Source organism: Rhizobium sp. CC1099 (assembly GCF_029714385.1).
GTDB lineage: Bacteria > Pseudomonadota > Alphaproteobacteria > Rhizobiales > Rhizobiaceae > Rhizobium.
Map to the genome: position 1 here is coordinate 226,131 of NZ_CP121642.1, position 19,080 is coordinate 245,210.

The 19,080-nt window shown below is 60.3% G+C and carries 15 protein-coding genes and 1 pseudogene; 7 read left to right on the plus strand and 9 right to left on the minus strand.

Translation table 11 applies throughout. The features are described from left to right. The first annotated feature begins 11 nt into the window (after nucleotides 1-11). The 5 genes from QA644_RS22300 to QA644_RS22320 all read left to right on the plus strand — a co-directional run bounded on the left by QA644_RS22300 (nucleotide 12) and on the right by QA644_RS22320 (nucleotide 5,393). The gene (locus QA644_RS22300) at nucleotides 12-791 is read left to right on the plus strand and encodes an ABC transporter permease (protein ID WP_239601567.1); all 780 of its coding nucleotides are present in this window, start codon (nucleotides 12-14) and stop codon (nucleotides 789-791) included. Further along, nucleotides 778-1,827, plus strand: coding sequence for an ABC transporter ATP-binding protein (locus QA644_RS22305; protein ID WP_239601565.1), 1,050 nt, complete (start codon nucleotides 778-780; stop codon nucleotides 1,825-1,827). The genes QA644_RS22300 and QA644_RS22305 overlap by 14 nt, the downstream gene beginning before the upstream one ends. 4 nt (nucleotides 1,828-1,831) lie before the next feature. Continuing rightward, nucleotides 1,832-2,428, plus strand: coding sequence for a cysteine hydrolase (locus tag QA644_RS22310; protein ID WP_239601563.1), 597 nt, complete (start codon nucleotides 1,832-1,834; stop codon nucleotides 2,426-2,428). A 68-nt stretch (nucleotides 2,429-2,496) separates the two neighbouring features. Next, complete coding sequence (locus QA644_RS22315; RefSeq protein ID WP_239601561.1) at nucleotides 2,497-2,988, plus strand: MarR family winged helix-turn-helix transcriptional regulator; 492 nt, start codon at nucleotides 2,497-2,499, stop codon at nucleotides 2,986-2,988. A 53-nt stretch (nucleotides 2,989-3,041) separates the two neighbouring features. After that, nucleotides 3,042-5,393 (plus strand): glycoside hydrolase family 3 C-terminal domain-containing protein, encoded by a 2,352-nt coding sequence (locus QA644_RS22320; protein WP_283073385.1) that lies wholly within the window; start codon nucleotides 3,042-3,044, stop codon nucleotides 5,391-5,393. A 77-nt stretch (nucleotides 5,394-5,470) separates the two neighbouring features. Here the strand turns inward: QA644_RS22320 and QA644_RS22325 are convergent. Further along, a pseudogene (locus QA644_RS22325) lies at nucleotides 5,471-5,971 on the minus strand (thiamine pyrophosphate-binding protein); the annotation flags it as partial. 282 nt (nucleotides 5,972-6,253) lie between these two features. After that, nucleotides 6,254-6,631, minus strand: coding sequence for a hypothetical protein (locus QA644_RS22330; RefSeq protein WP_283073386.1), 378 nt, complete (start codon nucleotides 6,629-6,631; stop codon nucleotides 6,254-6,256). A gap of 278 nt (nucleotides 6,632-6,909) precedes the next feature. Between QA644_RS22330 and QA644_RS22335 the strand changes: the two genes are divergently transcribed. Next, the gene (locus QA644_RS22335; RefSeq protein WP_283073991.1) at nucleotides 6,910-8,736 is read left to right on the plus strand and encodes an ATP-binding cassette domain-containing protein; all 1,827 of its coding nucleotides are present in this window, start codon (nucleotides 6,910-6,912) and stop codon (nucleotides 8,734-8,736) included. A 617-nt stretch (nucleotides 8,737-9,353) separates the two neighbouring features. On the opposite strand, the gene QA644_RS22340 is transcribed toward QA644_RS22335, so the two are convergent. Together QA644_RS22340 and QA644_RS22345 are read right to left on the minus strand one after the other, a co-directional pair. Further along, a complete protein-coding gene (locus tag QA644_RS22340) occupies nucleotides 9,354-10,454 on the minus strand; it encodes an AI-2E family transporter (RefSeq protein ID WP_283073387.1) in 1,101 nt (366 codons plus the stop codon). Nucleotides 10,455-10,616: 162 nt separating this feature from the next. After that, the gene (locus QA644_RS22345; RefSeq protein ID WP_283073388.1) at nucleotides 10,617-11,108 is read right to left on the minus strand and encodes a group 1 truncated hemoglobin; all 492 of its coding nucleotides are present in this window, start codon (nucleotides 11,106-11,108) and stop codon (nucleotides 10,617-10,619) included. Nucleotides 11,109-11,487: 379 nt separating this feature from the next. Here QA644_RS22345 and QA644_RS22350 point away from each other — a divergent pair, with 379 nt between their 5' ends. Then, nucleotides 11,488-12,558 (plus strand): histidine kinase dimerization/phosphoacceptor domain -containing protein, encoded by a 1,071-nt coding sequence (locus QA644_RS22350; RefSeq protein WP_283073389.1) that lies wholly within the window; start codon nucleotides 11,488-11,490, stop codon nucleotides 12,556-12,558. Between the two features lie 640 nt (nucleotides 12,559-13,198). Here the strand turns inward: QA644_RS22350 and QA644_RS22355 are convergent. From QA644_RS22355 to QA644_RS22375, 5 genes are all read right to left on the minus strand, one after another. Continuing rightward, the gene (locus QA644_RS22355) at nucleotides 13,199-14,851 is read right to left on the minus strand and encodes a GMC family oxidoreductase (protein WP_283073390.1); all 1,653 of its coding nucleotides are present in this window, start codon (nucleotides 14,849-14,851) and stop codon (nucleotides 13,199-13,201) included. A gap of 30 nt (nucleotides 14,852-14,881) precedes the next feature. Next, on the minus strand, nucleotides 14,882-15,964 hold the full coding sequence (locus QA644_RS22360) for an ABC transporter ATP-binding protein (protein ID WP_283073391.1): 1,083 nt from the start codon (nucleotides 15,962-15,964) through the stop codon (nucleotides 14,882-14,884). A 4-nt stretch (nucleotides 15,965-15,968) separates the two neighbouring features. Next, nucleotides 15,969-16,853 (minus strand): carbohydrate ABC transporter permease, encoded by an 885-nt coding sequence (locus tag QA644_RS22365; protein WP_283073392.1) that lies wholly within the window; start codon nucleotides 16,851-16,853, stop codon nucleotides 15,969-15,971. Nucleotides 16,854-16,861: 8 nt separating this feature from the next. Beyond that, nucleotides 16,862-17,740 carry a sugar ABC transporter permease gene (locus QA644_RS22370; protein ID WP_283073393.1) on the minus strand — a complete coding sequence of 293 codons (879 nt, stop codon included), beginning with the start codon at nucleotides 17,738-17,740 and terminating at the stop codon, nucleotides 16,862-16,864. Nucleotides 17,741-17,812: 72 nt separating this feature from the next. Further along, nucleotides 17,813-19,045, minus strand: a complete 1,233-nt coding sequence (locus tag QA644_RS22375) for an ABC transporter substrate-binding protein (RefSeq protein WP_283073394.1) — start codon at nucleotides 19,043-19,045, stop codon at nucleotides 17,813-17,815. Nucleotides 19,046-19,080 lie beyond the last annotated feature (35 nt).

Genomic DNA, 19,080 nt, shown 5'->3' on the forward strand with positions numbered 1-19,080 from the left:
GGAGCGCAACGATGACACAGATTGGCCGCATCTACCTTCTGGTGATCCTGTTCTTCCTCTACACGCCGATCCTGGTGATGATGGCAATGGGCTTCAACGAATCCCAGCTCTACGAACTGCCCTTCAGCTTCTCCACCCGCTGGTATGTCGCCCTGATGGACAACCAGCAGCTCCTGAAGGCCGGAATGAACAGCATCATCATCGCGCTCATCACGGCGGCGATCGCAACCTGTCTCGGCACGATGGCCTCCATCGCGCTGTCGCGGCGCACGTTCCGCGGCAAAAGCCTGCTGCAACTGCTTCTCCTGCCGCCGATCGCCATCCCATGGCTGATCACCGGCACGGCCATGCTTGTCTTCTTCTACTGGTCCGGCATCGGACGCGGCATGCACGCGCTGCTCATCGGCCACGTCGCGCTGGCGATCCCCTATGTCGTGCTGGTGGTGGGCACCGGCTTCAATACGATCCGGGCCGATCTGGAAGAGGCGGCGATGAGCCTCGGTTCGACGCCGATCCATGCCTTCTTCGCTGTGACGCTGCCGCTTCTGTTTCCGAGCATTCTGGGCGCGGCGCTCTTTGCCTTCGCCGTTTCCCTCGACCAGTTCGTGATTTCGTATTTTCTTGCCACGCCCGGCTACTCGACGCTGCCGGTGCAGATCTACTCCGCGATCCGCAAGGGCTTCACGCCCGAAATCAACGCAATTTCGACGCTGCTCCTTCTCGGCTCGATGGCTGCGATCCTGATCTTTGCGCGTTTCGCCAAACCCGGAGATGTAAGTGACAAACGTTAACGTACACGCGGTCGCCAAGACCTATGGCACGACGCCGGTTCTGACCGATATCACCACGGACTTTCCGGAAGGTTCCTTCACCAGTCTTCTCGGACCATCCGGCTCGGGCAAGACGACGCTGCTGCGCATCATTGCCGGCTTCATCCGGCCGGACGAAGGTGTCGTCAGCATCGGCGGCAAGGATGTCACGCATGTTCCGGTTTGGGGCCGCAACATCGGCATGATGTTCCAGTCCTACGCCCTGTTCCCGCACATGACGATCGCACAAAACGTGGCCTTCGGCCTTGGCCGTCGCGGCATTCACGGCGCGGAAGCGCGCAAGCAGGTCGATGCGGCCCTGGAAATGGTTCGTCTCCCGGGTTTCGCCGATCGCATGCCGAAGCAGCTTTCGGGCGGCCAGCAACAGCGTGTTGCGCTGGCGCGCGCCATGGTCATCAAGCCGAGCGTCCTGCTTCTTGACGAGCCCCTGTCGGCGCTCGACCGCCGTCTTCGCCAGGAAATGCAGGTAGAGCTCCTTCGCATCCAGCGCGAAACCGGCCTGACAACGATCTTCGTCACGCATGACCAGGAAGAGGCCCTGACCCTTTCCGACAAAGTGGCGATCCTCGATAAGGGCCGCATCGTTCAGATCGGCGATCCGGAGACGGTCTATGAAAAGCCCCTGACGCGGTTCGCTGCCGAGTTTCTCGGCGATTCAAACTTCCTCAGGGGACGTGTCGAGAGCGGTGCTGTTCGTCTCGCCGATGGCACACTCGTTCACGCAACAGGCGCCCTGCCGGCGGATGGTGCGCAGGCGACGCTGGCCGTGCGCCCGGAAAAGATGTTCGTCGTCAAGGACGCGACACCCGGCAACCGTCTGACGGCGCGCATCACGACGGTGATCTATGCGGGGCAAGCGCTGTCCTACATTCTCGAAACGGCCGATGGCATGCAGGTAAAGCTCTTTGCCCAGAACCGTGATGGCAATGTGCTCAGAGAGGGCGAGACGGTGGTGCTTAGTTGGTCTGCCAACCACACCGTTGCGGTTGCGGACTGAACCGATGCCGCTCGAGCCGATCCCCAAAAGCACGCTGCATCTCGTCATCGACATGCAGCGCCTGTTTGCCGAGGAGACCGCCTGGCACACGCCGGCGATCCGGACGATCCTTCCGAACGTCGTCCGGCTGAGCCGCGAGCGGCTGGCGGAGACGCTCTTCGTCAAATTCGTCGTGCCGCAACGGGCGGAAGACGCAAAAGGCCGCTGGAAGAATTACTATCGCCGCTGGTCGACGGTCACGGGCGAGGCTCTTGCTCCCGGAATGCTCGACCTCGTCGAGCCGCTGGCCGGGCTTTCGGGTCCGGAAGCGCAGGTGGAAAAGGAGGCGTTTTCCGTTTTTGGTGCTCCAGGTTTTGCCGAAAGGCTCGATGCGTCGGGCATAGACACGCTGGTGTTCAGCGGAGTTGAAACCGATGTCTGCGTGCATGCCAGCGTGCTCGATGCGATCGATCTCGGGTTTCGTGTCATCGTTGCGGCCGACGCGGTGGCGAGCGGCGACGAAACGGCGCATGCCTTCGTTCTCAACCATCTTCTGCCGCGCTTCGCGGAACAGTTGGAAATTGCCACCACTCAGGCCATTCTGGATGCGTGGGCGTCGTGACGGACGCCCTGATCGACACACCACTCAAACGCAGACGGCAAAAGCCATACCGGGAAACGAAAGAGATCATGAACGGCCCCCCAGAAGAACAGCCGGCCCGCCGCGTCGATCATCCCGGCGAAGAGACGATTGCGGGTGGGAGCGGCAACAGCGCCTATGTGCTCGGGGAGCAGATTGGCTTCTTTTTGCGGCAGGCAAACCAGCGCCATGTGGCAATCTTCGCCGATCTCATCGCCGAGAAGCTGACGACGACGCAATGGGCAGCGTTGGTCAAGCTCAAGGATCTGCAGCCCTGTTCGCAGGGCAATCTTGGTCGCGAGACGGCGATGGATATGGCGACCATCAAAGGTGTCGTCGACCGCCTCGTCAAGCGCGGCCTCGTTAACACGGCGTCCGATGCCGCCGACGCGCGACGATTGGTCCTGACTTTGACCCGGGAAGGCGAAGACACGATCGCGCGCAATCTCTCGCAGGCGCTGGACGTTTCGCACAGGACGCTCGGCCCTCTCTCTCCCGCGGAGCGCATGATGCTGATCGAGCTTCTCCAGAAAATCTGTTGAGCGCCGGCCTTGGCCGGGTAATGCCATCCCATTCATGAGCATCGAGGCGACCATTGACCGAAGACGATGATGACGAGTTGCAGGCCATCGTTGCTTCGATGAGCGATCAGGAAAAGATCGATTTCGTCAGCGGCCACGGGCTCTGGAGGACCAGGGCCATCGAAAGGTTGGGCATTCCGGCGATCGTCATGACCGACGGAACCTACGGCGTGCGGTATTCGACGACGCAGATCGATTCCGGCTCCGAGCCGAATGCGGCGCTTGCAGCCTTCCTTGCCGTGGTGAACCGGCGCGCCGAAGATGGCGGCGAAGGGATGTTTGGCGACACCCATCCCGCGACATGCTTTCCGAACGGCAATCTTCTTGGCTGCTCGTGGGATATTTCCCTTGCCGAGGACCTCGGGCGGGCGCTGGCGGCCGAGTGCCGCTCGCTTGGTGTCGATTTGCTTCTCGGCCCTGGCATCAACATTCGCCGCACCCCGCTCGCCGGGCGCGCCTATGAATATTATTCCGAAGATCCTGTTGTCAGCGGCGATCTGGCCGCCGGGCTCATTCGTGGCCTGCAAGGGGCTGGCGTCGGGGCCTCGCTCAAGCACTTCGCCTGCAACAACTCGGAAATCGACCGGACCAACATGAGTTCCGACGTCGATGAACGCGCGCTTCGTGAAATCTACCTTGCGGGGTTCGAGCGGGCGATCGCAAATAGCGATCCCTGGACGGTGATGAGCGCGTACAATCCACTGAACGGCGTGCAATCGGCGGAAAACCACTGCTTGCTGACAGAGGTCCTGCGCACGGAGTGGGGCTATGACGGCTTGGTGATCTCGGATTGGCATGCGATCAAGGACCGGCCGGCGGCGATCCACGCCGGAACGGATCTCGACATGCCGGAAAGCGGCCCGCGCAAGGCGCGCCTGCGCGCAGCCCTTGAGGCCGGGCAGTTGGACCGCGAGGTGCTGGACCGGTCTTGCCGGCGCGTTCTTTCCCTCGTCCGCCGCGTGTCGGAAAAGCGCAATCCGATCGAGCCCGTCGATCTCGATCACCATCACGACCTCGCCCGCCGCATGGCTGCCGAATCGATCGTCCTCCTGAAAAACGATGCCGCCGCGCTGCCGCTCAAGGACATGGCGGGCAAGCGCATTCTTGTTGTCGGCGACGGAGCGATCCGCCCAACCATCCAGGGCTCGGGCTCGGCCACCACGAATCCGTATCGTGTCGACGTTCCCCTGGATGAAATCCGCGCCCATGCCGCAGAGGCGACGATCGATTTCGTGCCTTTCGCCACGGGTGGCGGCGATGACCTCGAAACGCAGATCGCAGGCGTGCTTGCCAAAGCGCGCGAGACTGACGCGGTCGTTATCTTCGCCAATCATCGCACCGCCGACGAAGGCGAGGGTACCGACCGATCCGACATCCGTCTTGCCTACGGGCAAGATGCGCTAATCGAGGCGGTGGTCGACACGGGTTGCCGGACCATTGTCGCGCTCACCATGCCCGATGCCGTCGCCATGCCGTGGATCGGCAAGGTCGATGCCGTTCTTGCCTGTTTCTATCCGGGCCAGGGAGGCGGAGCAGCGCTGGCGCAGGTGCTTTTCGGCCTGTCAAACCCCAGTGGAAAGCTGTCCACGACGTTGCCGGTACGGATGGAGGATATTCCGGGTTTCCATACATATCCGGGCGAAAACGGCCATCATCACTACAGTGAAGGCATTTTCGCAGGGTACCGCTATTATGACCTGCGGGCCGTGGCGCCGCTCTTCCCGTTCGGCCATGGCTTGAGCTACACGCACTTTGCCTACAGCGATCTTTCGGTGGACACGGACACAGTCGCGCCCGGAGCTCCCGTCAAGCTCCGATTCAATCTTTGCAACATCGGGGCGGTTTTCGGGCAGGAGGTCGTGCAGGTCTACGTGCGCCCGATCGAACCCGGACTGAAGCGGCCCATCCGTGAGCTTAAGGCCTTCACCAAGCATGGTCTGGCGCCGGGCGAGACGATGCCTGTCGATATCGAGCTTCTGCCGCGAGACTTCCAGTACTACGATGCCGCGGCCGGCCGATGGATGTTGCGGGCGAGGGCCTTCGCCATCGAAGTCGCCGCCTCATCGCGCGATATCCGCCTGTCGCAAATTTTATCCTGCGTGCCGGAGCCAATGCCCATTCCGCAGATCGCGACCACCTCGTCACCCGCTGTCGTGTTTAGCCATCCGAAGGCCGAGGCGGCGCTGAAAGGCTTAATCATTGAGCGGCTTAAGATGGGCGCAGATGAAGCCCAGAAGCTTGTCGATGGTATGCGGCAGTCCTTTCTCGGCTTCTACGACACGCTCAGCTGGTCGATCGGCGAAAGCATTCCGGAAGCCGAGCTTGCGGCCCTATTCGCCGCAATAAACGAGGAGACGCTGTCATAGATGCTGTTTTTGGCGCGGGTGAGCCGATGATTACCGGGGTATCCCGCATCGCAAACTTATCCCTTCACTCAGTTCGTCTCTGCCAGCAGCATGTCCTCGGGAATTTGGAGATGAACCGCGCCGGGCTTGCCGGAGCAGGCGACGCGGAAGGCCCGACGAATGATCTCTGGCAGCTTTTCGGGTGATTTCACCTGCACAGATAGTTTCGTTACGGGCTCAAACAGCTTGGCGCAGTCCAATTCCGTGAGGACGCCGCGTCCTTCGCCAGGCAGGGGGATGTCGATCGTGAGCAGGATCACCGGCACTGACGAACCGTTCGATTCCGCCACCGGCGGCAGCGAGTACATCGCGCCGGCGCCCGAGGGGCACTCGAACACCCCCGGCTTGTTGGTGAACCTGCCATAAGCATCTGCCATGAAGCCAGCGGAGCGCTCGTCACGGGCCATTACATGGCGGATCCTGTCCTCGCGATGTTGAAGCGCCTCGTAGAAGGGAACGTTTGTATCCCCGGGCACACCGAAAATCGTGTCGACTCCGTATCCGATTAGCATTTCGACCAGAATATCCGCGCCGCACATTTGCTTCTCCTATCGCCCATGTGGTGCTGGGCAAGATAGAAGTAGGCTGTTGCGCAGGGGACCGGCAATACGCCGGCGTCGCGCGGCGAGAACCGTCATTTTGACGGCTCCGGCCGCCAACGTACATCGCAAGGGAAATAGAGCCGCCGATGCGCCAGCGCAGATCACGTCGTCACCGCGCCGCGGGCATCGGTCTGGCGGATCAGCCAGTTGGCGCGGTCATAGGCATAAGACCAGTTGCCGATCCGGATCGGCAGCCGAAAGCCGGTTGCCGTTAAGGTCCTAGGTGTAGGTCCACACCGCTCCTTGCGGATCGCGCACCCCGAGCAGCCGGCCCATCACGTCATAGGAGCGGGTCAGCTGCTGGTCGCCTTCCTCGTCGGTCACGAGCGTCTGGCGCACCGGAATGTACGTCGTGCCGCCGATCGCGTTGCTCCGCAGCGTGTATTGGTAGGTCTTGGCGCCGGCATCCGGGTTCTCGACGTCGAAATCATCGGCGAGCCACCATCCGTCCCATCGCAGCTTTCGGTGGTTCTGGAACCCGTTGTGAATGCAATCGCCAGCGCTGATGTGGGGGCGTGTAACGGATTTGATCCTTTGATGCCAATGCCGGTGGCAAGTTCGCAAGCTGGCGAGAGTTTGACGAGGGTCACCGACCACAATCGATATCGTTGGCGTTCGGTTGTCAATGATAGTTTACAGCGGATCGACGGCCACCTCGACCCCGTTGGTCAACAGTCTCCTCTCGTGCTCCACCTCAAAGCCCAGCACTCGCCTCAGGCTATCCCAATTTGACAACCCCGATACTTGCCCCCAATTCTGCTTGCATGGGGTTAGAGAGTTGAAGTGCGATGCGGAGTGATGCTCACCGAAAAGGTGAATTGATCAAATGGAAGCTCGGCCGTGAAACGCCGCACCACGCAAGCCCTGTTTCCTCGATGCGCAGCTTCTGGGGCCTAATGAGCGCCTATTGGCTTTCGCAAAGCTGGCGCGAGGCTTGGGGACTGACACTTGCTATTCTGGTCCTCACGGCATTGTCCGCCAAGGCCAGCGTCTGGTTCGCCGTCACCTCGGGCGAACTGGTCAACCGGATAGCCTACTTCCACCATCCAACAACGCCTACCACGCCCACAGCGCTGCTGACCACTGCGGCGACGCTAGCCGCGATCGCGATCATGAGGGACGCAGGTTTCACAGCAGTCCGCCATTTCTTTTCGACCACCCTCCACCGCAAGTGGCGTGAGTGGCTCGACCGATGCTTCAACGAAGCACTGCTCGATTCCAACCATACGCATTTCCATCTACAGCAAATCGGATCCGACGCGAACGGATCCGCTATTTTCGCTCCGGACAATGTCGACCAACGCATCCAGGAATCGATCAAAGGCATGACCGGGGGTGCTATCGGACTCGCGATGGGCATCGCAGGCGTCGTGCTGTCCCTTGGCTTCGTGGGTAGCAAGCTCATTGAGACATCGAGCGAAGTCAGAGGGCTCGAGTTCCTGGGCCGTTATGGCAGCGCGTGTCTAGCTTTCGCGGCGATCGCGATTTATGTGCCGCTAAATACCTTCATCGCAGCGAAGCTGGGCGGGATTCTCCAGCGTCTGTCCGTGCGTATGCAATGGGCGGAAGGCAGCTACCGCACCGAATTGAACACACTCCTGCACCGTAGTTTCCATGTTGCTGTTCTCCATGGCGAAAGAGCCCAGAAAGCCGTCAACAAGCGCCGGTACATCGACATTGACCAAACCTGGGCCAGCCAGAACCGCGTTACTGCCGGCTACATGGGATTCGAGCTGGTCCACAATTTCATCGGTTCGAGGATTGTCGCTTACGCACCCGGCCTGCTCCCCTACGTGGACAACAAGATCAGCCTGCAGCACTATGTCACTGGTGCCGAACTCGCGAACGCATTGATCAACGAGTGCTCGTGGTTCATTCACGTCATGCCCGACATTGCGACGCTCAGGGCGAATGCTCGCCGAATAACCGATCTCGCAGAAGCGATCGAAACCGTTCAACGGCCTCAGGAGTTTTACGCGCGCACCGGACCCTACGAATTCCTATACGCCAAGCAGGACACTGCGCTCGGCCTCACTGTTCGGCAGATCGAACTCCTGCATGCGGGCGTCGATCTTCCTTTCCTGGCCGCCGACGAGCTACGCTTCCTGCCAGGCGAGTGGACCTTGGTTGTTGGCGATTCAGGTAGCGGCAAGACCTCGCTTCTCAAGGCGATAAACGGCCTTTGGGCGCACGGCCGTGGCGCAATCATGACGCCAAGGCATGTGAGAAGCCTCTATGCCGCTCAGGACGTCAGGCTCCAGGCGGTGTCCTTGAAAGATCTTGTCTGCCTTCCGGACTCGGTCGACGAGCACCTGGACACGAGTGTCGCGGCGGCGTTGCACAAGGCGGGGCTCGGCGAGTTCATCGAAGAACTCTCAAGAGATGGCCGCGACGGCCAGAGCTGGGATCAGCTTCTGTCGGGGGGCCAGAAGCAGAAGCTCGTCCTTGCCAGAGTCCTTCTGCTGCGGCCGGGACTCCTGTTCCTTGACGAGGCAACGAGCGCACTCGATACCCAGGCGGTGCATGCGTTCCTCCACGCGATTAAGGATCATTGCCGAGAGGCGACAGTTATCGCCGTCATGCATGACGTTTCGCCTATACAATCAGCGAGCGGCGTCGATTTCTTCGACAGCGTGGTCACCATCGAGAAAGGCGTGGCGAAAAAAATTGACATCGCAGCATGGCGTCTGACGGGGAAGTGAAGGCGGTTGGCCCGGTCTTCTCGACACCTTTGCCGGCGTGCTCGGGGAGCTCATCCGGCTCAATCACCACATCGATACGCTCCAGATACGTGGGAAGCCTTTGGGTGTAAAGCGAGCCACTGAACGGATCATTGCCAGCGTGCGACAAAGGGCTCGTCAGCGGGCCAAGTCGTCGAGCGATCACCACGGGGCTGCGTTCGTGAGTTTAGTTGTGTCGAGGAGAACGAACTCCCGTCACAGCTATCATCGCGTCCTTCAAATGGAACATAACCCAGCGCTAAACGGTGGACTAAGTCGGAGTACAATCACGAGAAAATGCACCGTGCTAGGCACTCCTAGGACGTAAATGGATATCACCACGCTTCTCATCATAGTTCTGATCGTTGTTCTGCTAGGCGGCGGCTGGTACGGCCGAGGACGCTGGTATTAAGCGATACCCCGGAGACGGGTGCACGCAGAAACCCCGCGAGATATAAAGTTACTGGCAAGATGTGGCCATGGGCAATGGCCACATCCGCGCCCCCGTGCAAAACAACACCCAACGGCCGCCCTGAGCCACCGCCTGTTATCCTGGCGCTTTTTTGGACCCGAGATAGAGGGAGGTGTCGGCTAAACTCTCATTGAAATTCCCTCAGTCGGGAGTCGGAAGGCGGAGTGGGGTGACTACGTTCCTCGACTTCGGCCATGGTCCACTCACGGAAGAGGCTGTGGGCGACCGCCAGCAGCGTTGGCCCAAGAAATATTCCAATGAAGCCAAAGGCGATGACGCCGCCAAGGAGCCCGAAGAGGCCGAGCAACACGGGCAGGTTGTTGGTCTTGCCGAGGACGTAGGGTCTGATGATATTGTCGATGCTGCTGACGAGGAGCAACCCCCACGCTGCGACGAAGATACTCCACCAAACGGCTCCCTGGACAAGAAACCATAGCGCCACCAAGCCCCATACAAGCGGGGGGCCCACCGGCACAAACGACAGGACGAACGTAAGGAAACCAAGCAGCAGCGCCTGAGGTACACCGGCGATCCAGAAACCAATGCCGGCTAAGAGGGCCTGGGCGAGTGCTGTGCCGATCAAGCCGTAAATGACGCCCTTGACGGTCGCGCCCACGACAACAAGCAGCTCTCTGGCCCGGGGCCCGGCGAATCTTTCGCCGACTGCGCGCACGTAAGCTGCCATCCGCCGGCCGTGAAGGAAAAAGAAAAAGGCAATGAATACGCTCAGTCCGAGTTCTAAGAGCCCAACGCCGAGCACCGCCCCGCTGGCTACTGCTAAGTTTGTGGCGGGACCGATCAACTTCTTGAGTTCAATGGTGAACGCGGGCGCATTATGGGCCAAGCTCTCCCAATAGGCAGCGAGGTTCTCGCCGATTACCGGGAGTCCTGCGATCCAACGCGGCGGCGTCGGAGGGCCTTGCTCGAGAATCTGGTTCATAGCCGTGAGCAGGTTGCCTACGTTGTCCGTCAATGTCGGCACCATGACGGCGAACGGTGCGACCAGAACGAGGGCGACCAGCAAGGTCATCATGGCGGCGGCCAGGCTTTTATTGCCACCAAATGCCCGCTCGCACCTCCTGTAGACCGGCCATGTCGAGAAACAGATTACCGCCGCCCACAGAATGGCTGAGAGGAAGGGCTGAAGCACGAGAGCGCAACCGAACGCAAGGAGAAGAAGGGCGCCGACCGCCAGAATTTGTTCGATTGGCTTGCCGAGAGGTATCATGCCCAACCTTCCTGTTGCTTCCGGCTAGGTTATCAGGGAACGACGCGATGTGCAGCCAGCGGCCTCATGCGGCGCAGCTTTTGATCCCGTCCATCCAAAGCTGGGCGGGATCGTCTAGACTCGGAAAGAGAGGATGCTGCGGCCGCGCTTTGCGGCCGCAAACTAGCCGGCGGTGACCTCATCTTTGTGGGCGGCGAAGGCTGCCAGGACCTCGGACTTCTCGCGTTCCGGAACCTTGAAGAAATCCAAGGTCCGTGCGAGTTCCGCTGCGACCTCATCAAATTCTACAGGGGAGATCCGCAGGTCCCGGTGGGCCTCCTCGAGGCCGAGCGGCGTCGTGCCGGGCTTGGTGGCCGTGAACTGGAAGGGCCCACCTGAAATGTCGCAGACCCACAGCGTCCGCATGAACTTGAGGCCGGGCAGCCTTCCCAGGTTTTTCGTGTGCCATTCCCGCAGGGGCGGGTTCTTGGACTCCTGGCCGACGACGGAGTTCTTCACGACGGCGTCACTGAAGTGATCCACCACGGCCGCGATGGCGAAGATGCCGCCCAGCCGCTCGTACAGACTTTTCTCAGGCGTGGTTTGGTTGGCCTGAGCGTTATCTGTCCCTGCCAAAACAGCCACAGAGATAGAAGTCGAAACAACCTGTGTCATGGCGACCTCCTTGGTGATAGTAGAATGCTAGGTCCGTTTAGAACATGCCGTCAATTCAAAATTGATCACTTTGTCCGGCAACGGACCAACTGAAATCGACTGTATTTGATTGGGGCGCAGGGATTACACACGGACGGCATCCATCGCGCCTAACCTGATCGAATGTCCTTCAACAAAATGTCGGGGTGTTGCGACTCGATAGGATAAATTCGCAGCCACAATTCTGGCTACAATCTCGGAAGCGCCGGCCCAAAAACGCATCTAGTCTAGCTGCTTAGCGAGGCGGCGACATTTGGCGAGGAGGAGTATACTATACGTTGAAAATAGAACCTTCATTGCGAACAAGTGATCCGCGGCCAGGTTTGGATTTTCTTAAGCCATGATCGACTTTCAGAACATTGAAGACGCGCAGACACTGGCGCAAGCGATTGTGAATACCATTCCAGAGCCCTTTATTGTGCTCGACGACCGGTTTTGTGTGCTGGCTGCCAGCCGTTCTTTTCATGAGACGTTCAAGTCCGATCCCGAAGATACAAGAGGGCGTCTGCTTTACGCGCTCGGCGACGGCCAATGGGACATTCCCGCCCTGCGCGTTTTCCTGGAGACGATCATTCCCGAACAGGCCTCGATGGAGGGCTTTGAGGTTACGCATGATTTTCCAGATCTCGGCCGCCGGATCATGCTGCTCAACGCCCGACAGGTCACCTACGGGGATAGCTCCCGCTCGACGATCCTCCTGGCATTCACCGATGTCACGCAGCGCCGCAAGATCGAGTGCGAAAAGGAAGAGCTCCTTAAGCAGACAGAGCAGTTGCTACATCAGAAGGAAATCCTGCTGCAGGAAATGCAGCACCGCGTTGCCAATAGTCTCCAGATCATCGCCAGCATTTTGCTGTTGAAAGCGCGGGCGGTCACGTCCGAGGAAACACGGCGCGACTTGCGGGATGCCCACCAGCGCGTAATGTCGGTCGCCGAGGTGCAAAGGCACCTCCACGTATCCGGCATTGACCAGATCGAGGTCGGGTCCTACCTGGCGAAGCTTTGCGGCAGCCTGGCATCTTCGATGATCGGCGAAAGCCAGCCCATTGCGATCAATGTGATAGCGGACGAAGGAAGGATCGGGTCCGACAAGGCTGTCGGCCTGGGTTTGATCGTCACCGAGCTCGTGATCAATGCTGTAAAATACGCTTTCCCTGTCGCCAGGGCGGACGCCGTGATCCTCGTTACCTATGAGATCAGGGGGGCGGATTGGAAGCTTATCGTTTCCGACAATGGCGTAGGAAAGCAAGCCGATGGTGCAGCCGAAACAAGCGGCGGCCTGGGGACGGCGATTGTCCAGGCTCTTGCGAAACAGCTCGACGCGCGAGTGGACATGGTCAGCAGTCGCTCCGGCACGAGCGTGTCGGTTACGCGCGCGACCTTCACGTCGCAATTGCAGCGCGGGGTGTGAACTTTTTTCCGTGATCCGGGCGACCGCTCCTTCATCAAACGCCGGGTGCCGATGAACGGAACCCATGCTTGATCCGACTAGCTATCAACCGTCCCCTGATCGATTGTCAAACGGCGTTGACAACGCTCGTGCGGAATGGGTGGAAACTGGGGTTCGATTCCGCTCAAGGCGATCATTCCGATTTTGTCCGCTCCAAAGGGCGGGCCCCAGTTGTAGTAGCTGAACCGTCTAGGTGAGGTGCCGAAACTGGCAAAGACGAGAATCGCGGAGATGCGGCTGTCAATCGTGATATTCGACCCGCATTCGACCGAGCTCATGGCTTACCCGTGCCGCAGCCCTCCTGTGACGTGCCATGATCGTTTGCACTGCTGCGCGATCCGCCTAGCTGGGCTCAATGCTTTTCCTGTTCATAGTCGTTGCAAACTCCAAAAATAGTCCGCCTTTCATTTTCAAAATGAAGAACTCGCGCGCATAATCCCTCTGGGTTGTGATTTTTGTGGGGCCGCGACATCGTCGATCCCGTCTATATCTAGACGCGATCGGGGTGAAGACGCTGGATTTCCGATGAAGGGAAGGGCGGCATTTGCGGGTCGCCGGTTCAAATCTTTCAAGGCGTAGATGTGCACTTTGGCCGTGTTTTCTACATGCGACCTGTTCGGTGCTGGCCGACAAGTGTCCGGCAAGCGCGGATCGTCAACGCCATGACGGTGAGTGTCGTGCCGGCGATGCCGCTGCCGGGAAAGGCGCTGGCGTCGGTAACGAGGACGTTGGGGGCATCCCAGAGCTGGTTGTAGGGATTGAGCACCGAATTTCTAGGGTCATCCCCCATTCGCGCGCCGCCGGTTTCATGGATTGCGGCGCCCATGCACATGGTCTTGCGGAACCACTTGCGGAACATGAAGCGGCTGAAGGGATCGGCATCCGGAAAAGCGCCGCGTCCCATTTCCCTGAGCCCCGTGGGCGAGCCGATGAATTCGAGCTCGCCGCCGACTGTGTCCACCAGGTCGATCATGGTCTTTTCCTGTTGCGCCAGCAGGGCATGTTCCTCGTCATGCATGGCGCAGCGTATATGCGGGACGGGAATATTCCAGGCGTCCTTGCGCCGGACATCAAGCGTGATGCGATTGTCGGCATAGGGCAGCATGCGGCCGAAGCCGAAGAAAGCAAGCCGGGACGGCTGATCGTCCGGCGTCGGTGCCCTGCCCACGCTCCCTTGGAAATCGAAATCGCCGCGGCTGGCGTCATTCTTGCCGAAACGCGGAATGAAAATACCGCCCGAGGGGTTGTAGAACGGATCGGTCGGGACAGAAGCATCGTGGGCCCAGCCCTTGGCCTTCGAAAAGGAGCCGAAGGCAAGACAGGGAAGCTGATCCATGAAATAGCGCCCGAGCGCCCCCGAGCTGTTTCCCAGCCCTCCGGGATGTCTCGACGATGCCGAATTGAGAAGCAGCCGGACGCTTTCGATCGGAGAGGCTGAAAGCACCACCAGTGCAGCACGGATAGTCTCGACCTTGCCCGTTACACGATCGATGAATTCCGCGCCGGTCGCCCGACCGTTCCTGTCATCCGTCGTGATCCGGCGAACGATGGCGTCATGGCGGATGGTGAGGCGGCCGGTCGCAAGCGCCTCGCGCAAGGGCTTTGGCGTGCGCTCTGGGTCCGGGGCGACGTAGCGCCAGGATACAACTTTCCGCTCTGGCCAGCGGCCTTCCACCTCTCTCTTGAAGCTCACTTCGGCAGGCGTCAGCTCGGCCGGATTCGCATAGACACCGTCCGGCAAGGTCTCCACGCCGTCCTCGTTGCCATAGAGCCCGAGGCAGGATTCGACCTCGCTATAATAGGGTTCAAGCTCGTCGTAGGAGATGGGCCAGTCGACGCCCTTGCCGGTTCGCGACTTGATCTTGAAATCATCGTCGGTCCAGCGCAGCAAGACACGGCCGAAGCTGTGTAGACGTCCGCCGGCCTGACGGCCGCGAATCCACAGGAATGGCGCATCCTTCGGCGTCGTATAGGGGTTCTTCCGGTCGTTGACGAAGAAATGGCTGAAGCGTTCGGTAAAGAAGGCCGCGCGCGCCTGGATGGGTTGCCCCTTGATGGTCGCGCGCGCCCGCTCCCAGATATTGATGCTGCTGGCCGGCGCCTTCTTGCGGGCTGGATCGAAGTCATCTTGCGTCACGGCACGGCCTGCCTCGAGCAGCAGCACTGACAGGCCTTGTGCTGTCAATTCCTTGGCGGCGAAGGAGCCTGCCGCGCCGGAACCGATCACCAACGCATCGTAGACAGTCTGAGACATGAACAATTTCCGTATGAACTGAAAGCAGTGTTAGAGGCGGGCGCCATGGGCGTCGAAAAGGGAGACCTTGGCGATATCGAGCCCAGCCGCAATCCGTGAGCCCGGTGCAAAAGCTGCATCGCCCATAGTCCGGCAGGAGAGGCTGTCGCGGGCCCAATCGAACCAGATCACGGTGTCCGCACCCATTGGCTCGACAACGGAGACGGTGCCCGGAATGGTGGGCCAACCCCTTGCCGCGCCGTCGGGCGCGAGATGTTCCGGCCGGATGCCGAGCGTGGCCGGGCCGGCCTTGATGGAGGTCAGAAAAGGATAGCCGGAAAGATCGATCTTCAGTCCGTTGCTTTCGAAGACGGGCGTGCCGGTCTCGACGGCGATCCTGCCCTCGATGAAATTCATCGCCGGCGCGCCGATGAAGCCCGCGACGAAGAGATCGGCCGGGCGATGGTAGATCTCGGACGGAGTGGCGAGCTGCTGGATCACGCCGTCCTTCATGATCGCGATGCGATCAGCGAGGGTGAGCGCCTCGACCTGGTCGTGCGTCACGTAGATCATCGTGTTGCCGAGGCTCTGATGCAGCTTCTTGATCTCCACGCGCAATTCGTTGCGCAGCTTGGCGTCGAGGTTGGAGAGCGGCTCGTCAAACAGGAAGACATCCACTTCCCGCACCAAAGCGCGGCCGATCGCGACGCGCTGGCGCTGGCCGCCGGATAGTTCCGATGGACGGCGGTCGAGCAGCTTGTCGAGATGCAGAAGCGATGCGGTGCGGGCGATGCGCGCTTCGATTTCGGCTTTGGGCAAGCCCGCGACACGCAGGCCGAAGGACAGGTTTTTGCGGACCGTCATGCGGGGATAGAGTGCATAGGACTGGAAGACCATGCCGATGCCGCGATCCTTCGGCTCGTCCCAGGTGACGTTCTTGCCGGAAATCCACATCTCGCCGTCGGTAATGTCCTGCAGACCCGCGATGGCGTTCAGCAGCGTCGATTTTCCACAGCCGGACGGCCCAAGCAGCACGAGGAATTCGCGTGGCGCGATGTCGATGGATAATTTTTCGATGACCGTGTGATCGCCATAGGCGATCTTGAGGTCCTTTACGGAGACGGCAGGCTGCATGGCATTATCCCTTGACTGCACCGGCGGCGACGCCGCGCACGAACCAGCGGCCGGAGAAAAAATAGATGGCGAGCGGGACGATGGCGGTCAGGATGGTGGCGGCCATGTTCACATTGTAGGCGCGCTCGCCCATGGTCGTGTTGACGATATTATTGAGCTGAACCGTCATCGGCAGATTGTCCCGCCCGGCAAAGACCAGCCCGATCAGGAAGTCGTTCCAGATGCCGGTGAACTGGAAGATGGAGGCGACGACGACCATCGGAGCCGACATCGGCAGCATGATCTCGAGGAAGATGCGCCAGAAGCCGGCGCCGTCGACGCGCGCGGCCTTGCAGAGCTCTTCGGGGATCGCCACGAAATAGTTGCGGAAGAGCAGCGTGACCAAGGGCAGGCCGAAAATGACGTGGACCAGGACGACGCCCGCCACGGAGTTGTAAAGGCTCAGATTGGCAAGGAGCCGCACCAGCGGATAGAGGAATATCTGATAGGGGATCAGGCCGCCGGCCATCAGAAGCCCGAACAGCAGGCCCGAGCCTTTCGGCCGCCAGAAGGAAAGAGCATAGCCGTTGATCGCGCCGATGAAGACGGAAATGACGACCGCCGGCACGGTGATTTTTACCGAGTTCCAGAAACCGACGCGCACGCCCAGGCATTGCGTGCCCATGCAGGCCCCTGACCACGCGGTTTTCCAGGCGTCGAAATCGACGGTATCAGGCAGTGCGAAGATACGACCCTGACGGATTTCCTCCATCGTCTTCAAGGAGGTGACGAGCATCGTGTAGAGCGGCAAGAGGAAAAACAGACCCGCAAGGATCAGGAAGGCATAGAGTCCGATGCGGCCGATGGTGAGCCGCGAGGGTTTCGGGCCGCGGGCGTGAAGAGTGGCCATCAGTGCGCTCACCTTCTTCTGGCGCGCATGGAAAGCGCATAACGAAACGGGACGACGGCCATGACGACGGAAAGCACCAGCACCGTGGCGCCCGCGCTCGCCAGGCCGAGATTCTGGCGTTCGAACAGATTGTCCATGATGAATTTAGCCGGCACCTCGGTCGCGGTGCCCGGTCCGCCGCCGGTCAGCGCCACGACGAGGTCATAGGTCTTGATCACGCCCATGGAGAGCAGCATTCCCGATGCCGCAAGTGCTTGTCCGAGCTGCGGCAGGATGATCGACAGATAGATGCGCCAGATCGGGATGCCGTCGATCTGTGCGGCCTTCCATTGTTCATCGCCGATGCCGCGCATGCCGGAAAGCGCGATCACCATGACGAGGCCTGCCCCCTGCCAGACGCCAGCGAAGACGACGGTATAGATCGCCATGTCGCGACTGACGATCCAGTCGAATGCGAAACTCTGCCAGCCCAGCGCCCGCACGCTTGCCTGAATGCCGAGGGTTGGGTTCAGTATCCATTGCCAGATGAGGCCGGTGACCACGAAGGACATGGCATAGGGGTAAAGGAAAATGGTGCGGAACACGGCTTCGAAGCGCACCTTGCGGTCAAGCGAGGCCGCCAGAACGAAGCCGAGGGCGAGACAGCCAGCAACATAGAGCACGCCGAATATCAGGACATTTTCCAGGGATGCGAGCCATCTCGACGTCCGGAACAGCTTGGCATATTGAGCAAAGCCCACATAATTGGACGAAGGAAATATGGTCGAATCCGTGAACGACAGCCTCACGGACCAGACCATGGTGCCGATATAGATGAAGATCGCTGCGATCCATGTCGGCAGGAGCGCGATAGTCGCAGCAGGGGAACGTCTGCGCTTGGCTTGCATGAGCAAACTTTCTCAAACGGAATGTGCAGGGCCGACCGGCTTTCTTCTTTCCAATCGGCCTGCTACACGGCCCTATTCGAAGATCGCGAAGAACTTCTCGGCGCCAGAGGTGCTATCCTCGGAAGGATTGGTCCAGAACTCATCGACGAAGTCGTTGAGCGCGCCGGCCTGCTGCGGGCTGAGGATCAGCGCCTGGTCCGGCACGATCTTGCCGGCGCTCATCAGCTCCAGTCCCTTCTTCGCGCAGATGTCGAGCTTGGACTGGTCGACGTCGGTGCGCATTGGCACAGACCCTTTCTTGAGCGAGAACTCAACCTGCACGGCGGGGTCCATGGCCACCTTGGCAAGCAAGGTCTGGCCCTTCTGGGATGCCGCGTCGGCAATCTTCGGGAAGGAGAAGGCGTCGGCGACATAGACCATGCCCGGCGACTGCGGCGCGAGCATGCAGCCGTAGTCTTTACCAAGCTCCTTGCCGGCGGCGATGAACTCGCCCTTGGCCCAGTCGCCCATGAACTGTACGCCGGCCTTGCCGGTGATGACCATGGCGGTTGCGTCGTTCCAGTTGCGCCCCGGTGCGCCCTGATCGACATAGGCACGCAGCTTGCCGAGAATATCGAGTGTCTTCTTCACGCCTTCGGTGGAGGCCTCGCCCTTGTCCTTGTCGACATAGATCTTGAGGAAGCCGTCAATGCCCACCTGGGTGAGCAGGATCATATTGAAGACTTTGGTCTCCTGCCAGGATTGGCCGCCCCAGGCGACCGGCTGAACGCCGGCAGCCTTGAGCTTGTCGAGGGCCGCGAAGAATTCGTCCCAGCTCTTGGGCTCCTCGCTCACGCCCGCCTTGGCGAAGGCCTCCTTGGAATAGAACACCCAGCTTTCGCCGTGGGCGCCGGTGGGTGCGAGATAGACCTGGCCGTTGTAGGAGACGAGATCGGCGATCGATTTTGGCAGAGCGTCCGTCCATTTGCCGGCCGTTGCCACATCGTCGATCGGGCTCAGGAGACCTTGATTGACGAAATCGGCATTGGCGAGGCCGATCACCGCCTGTTTGGCGGTCGGCGGATCGCCGGCGACCAGGCGGTTCTGGAAGGCGGCATCGGCAGCGCCGAAGCCGGCGATGGAAGAGTCCTTCCAGACCCCGCCGCGCTTTTCGAATTCCTGTTTGATGATGTTCAGGGCCGCCGCTTCGCCACCGGATGTCCAGGAGGTCATCACTTCGGCGTTCGGTTTGTCTTCGGCATGGGCCGAGGAGACGGCTGCTGAGAGCGCGGCTCCCACCAGTAACAGCTTCATTGTGTTTTTCATCGTTCCACCTCTTCAAGAAAGCCCTCTTGGCGGGG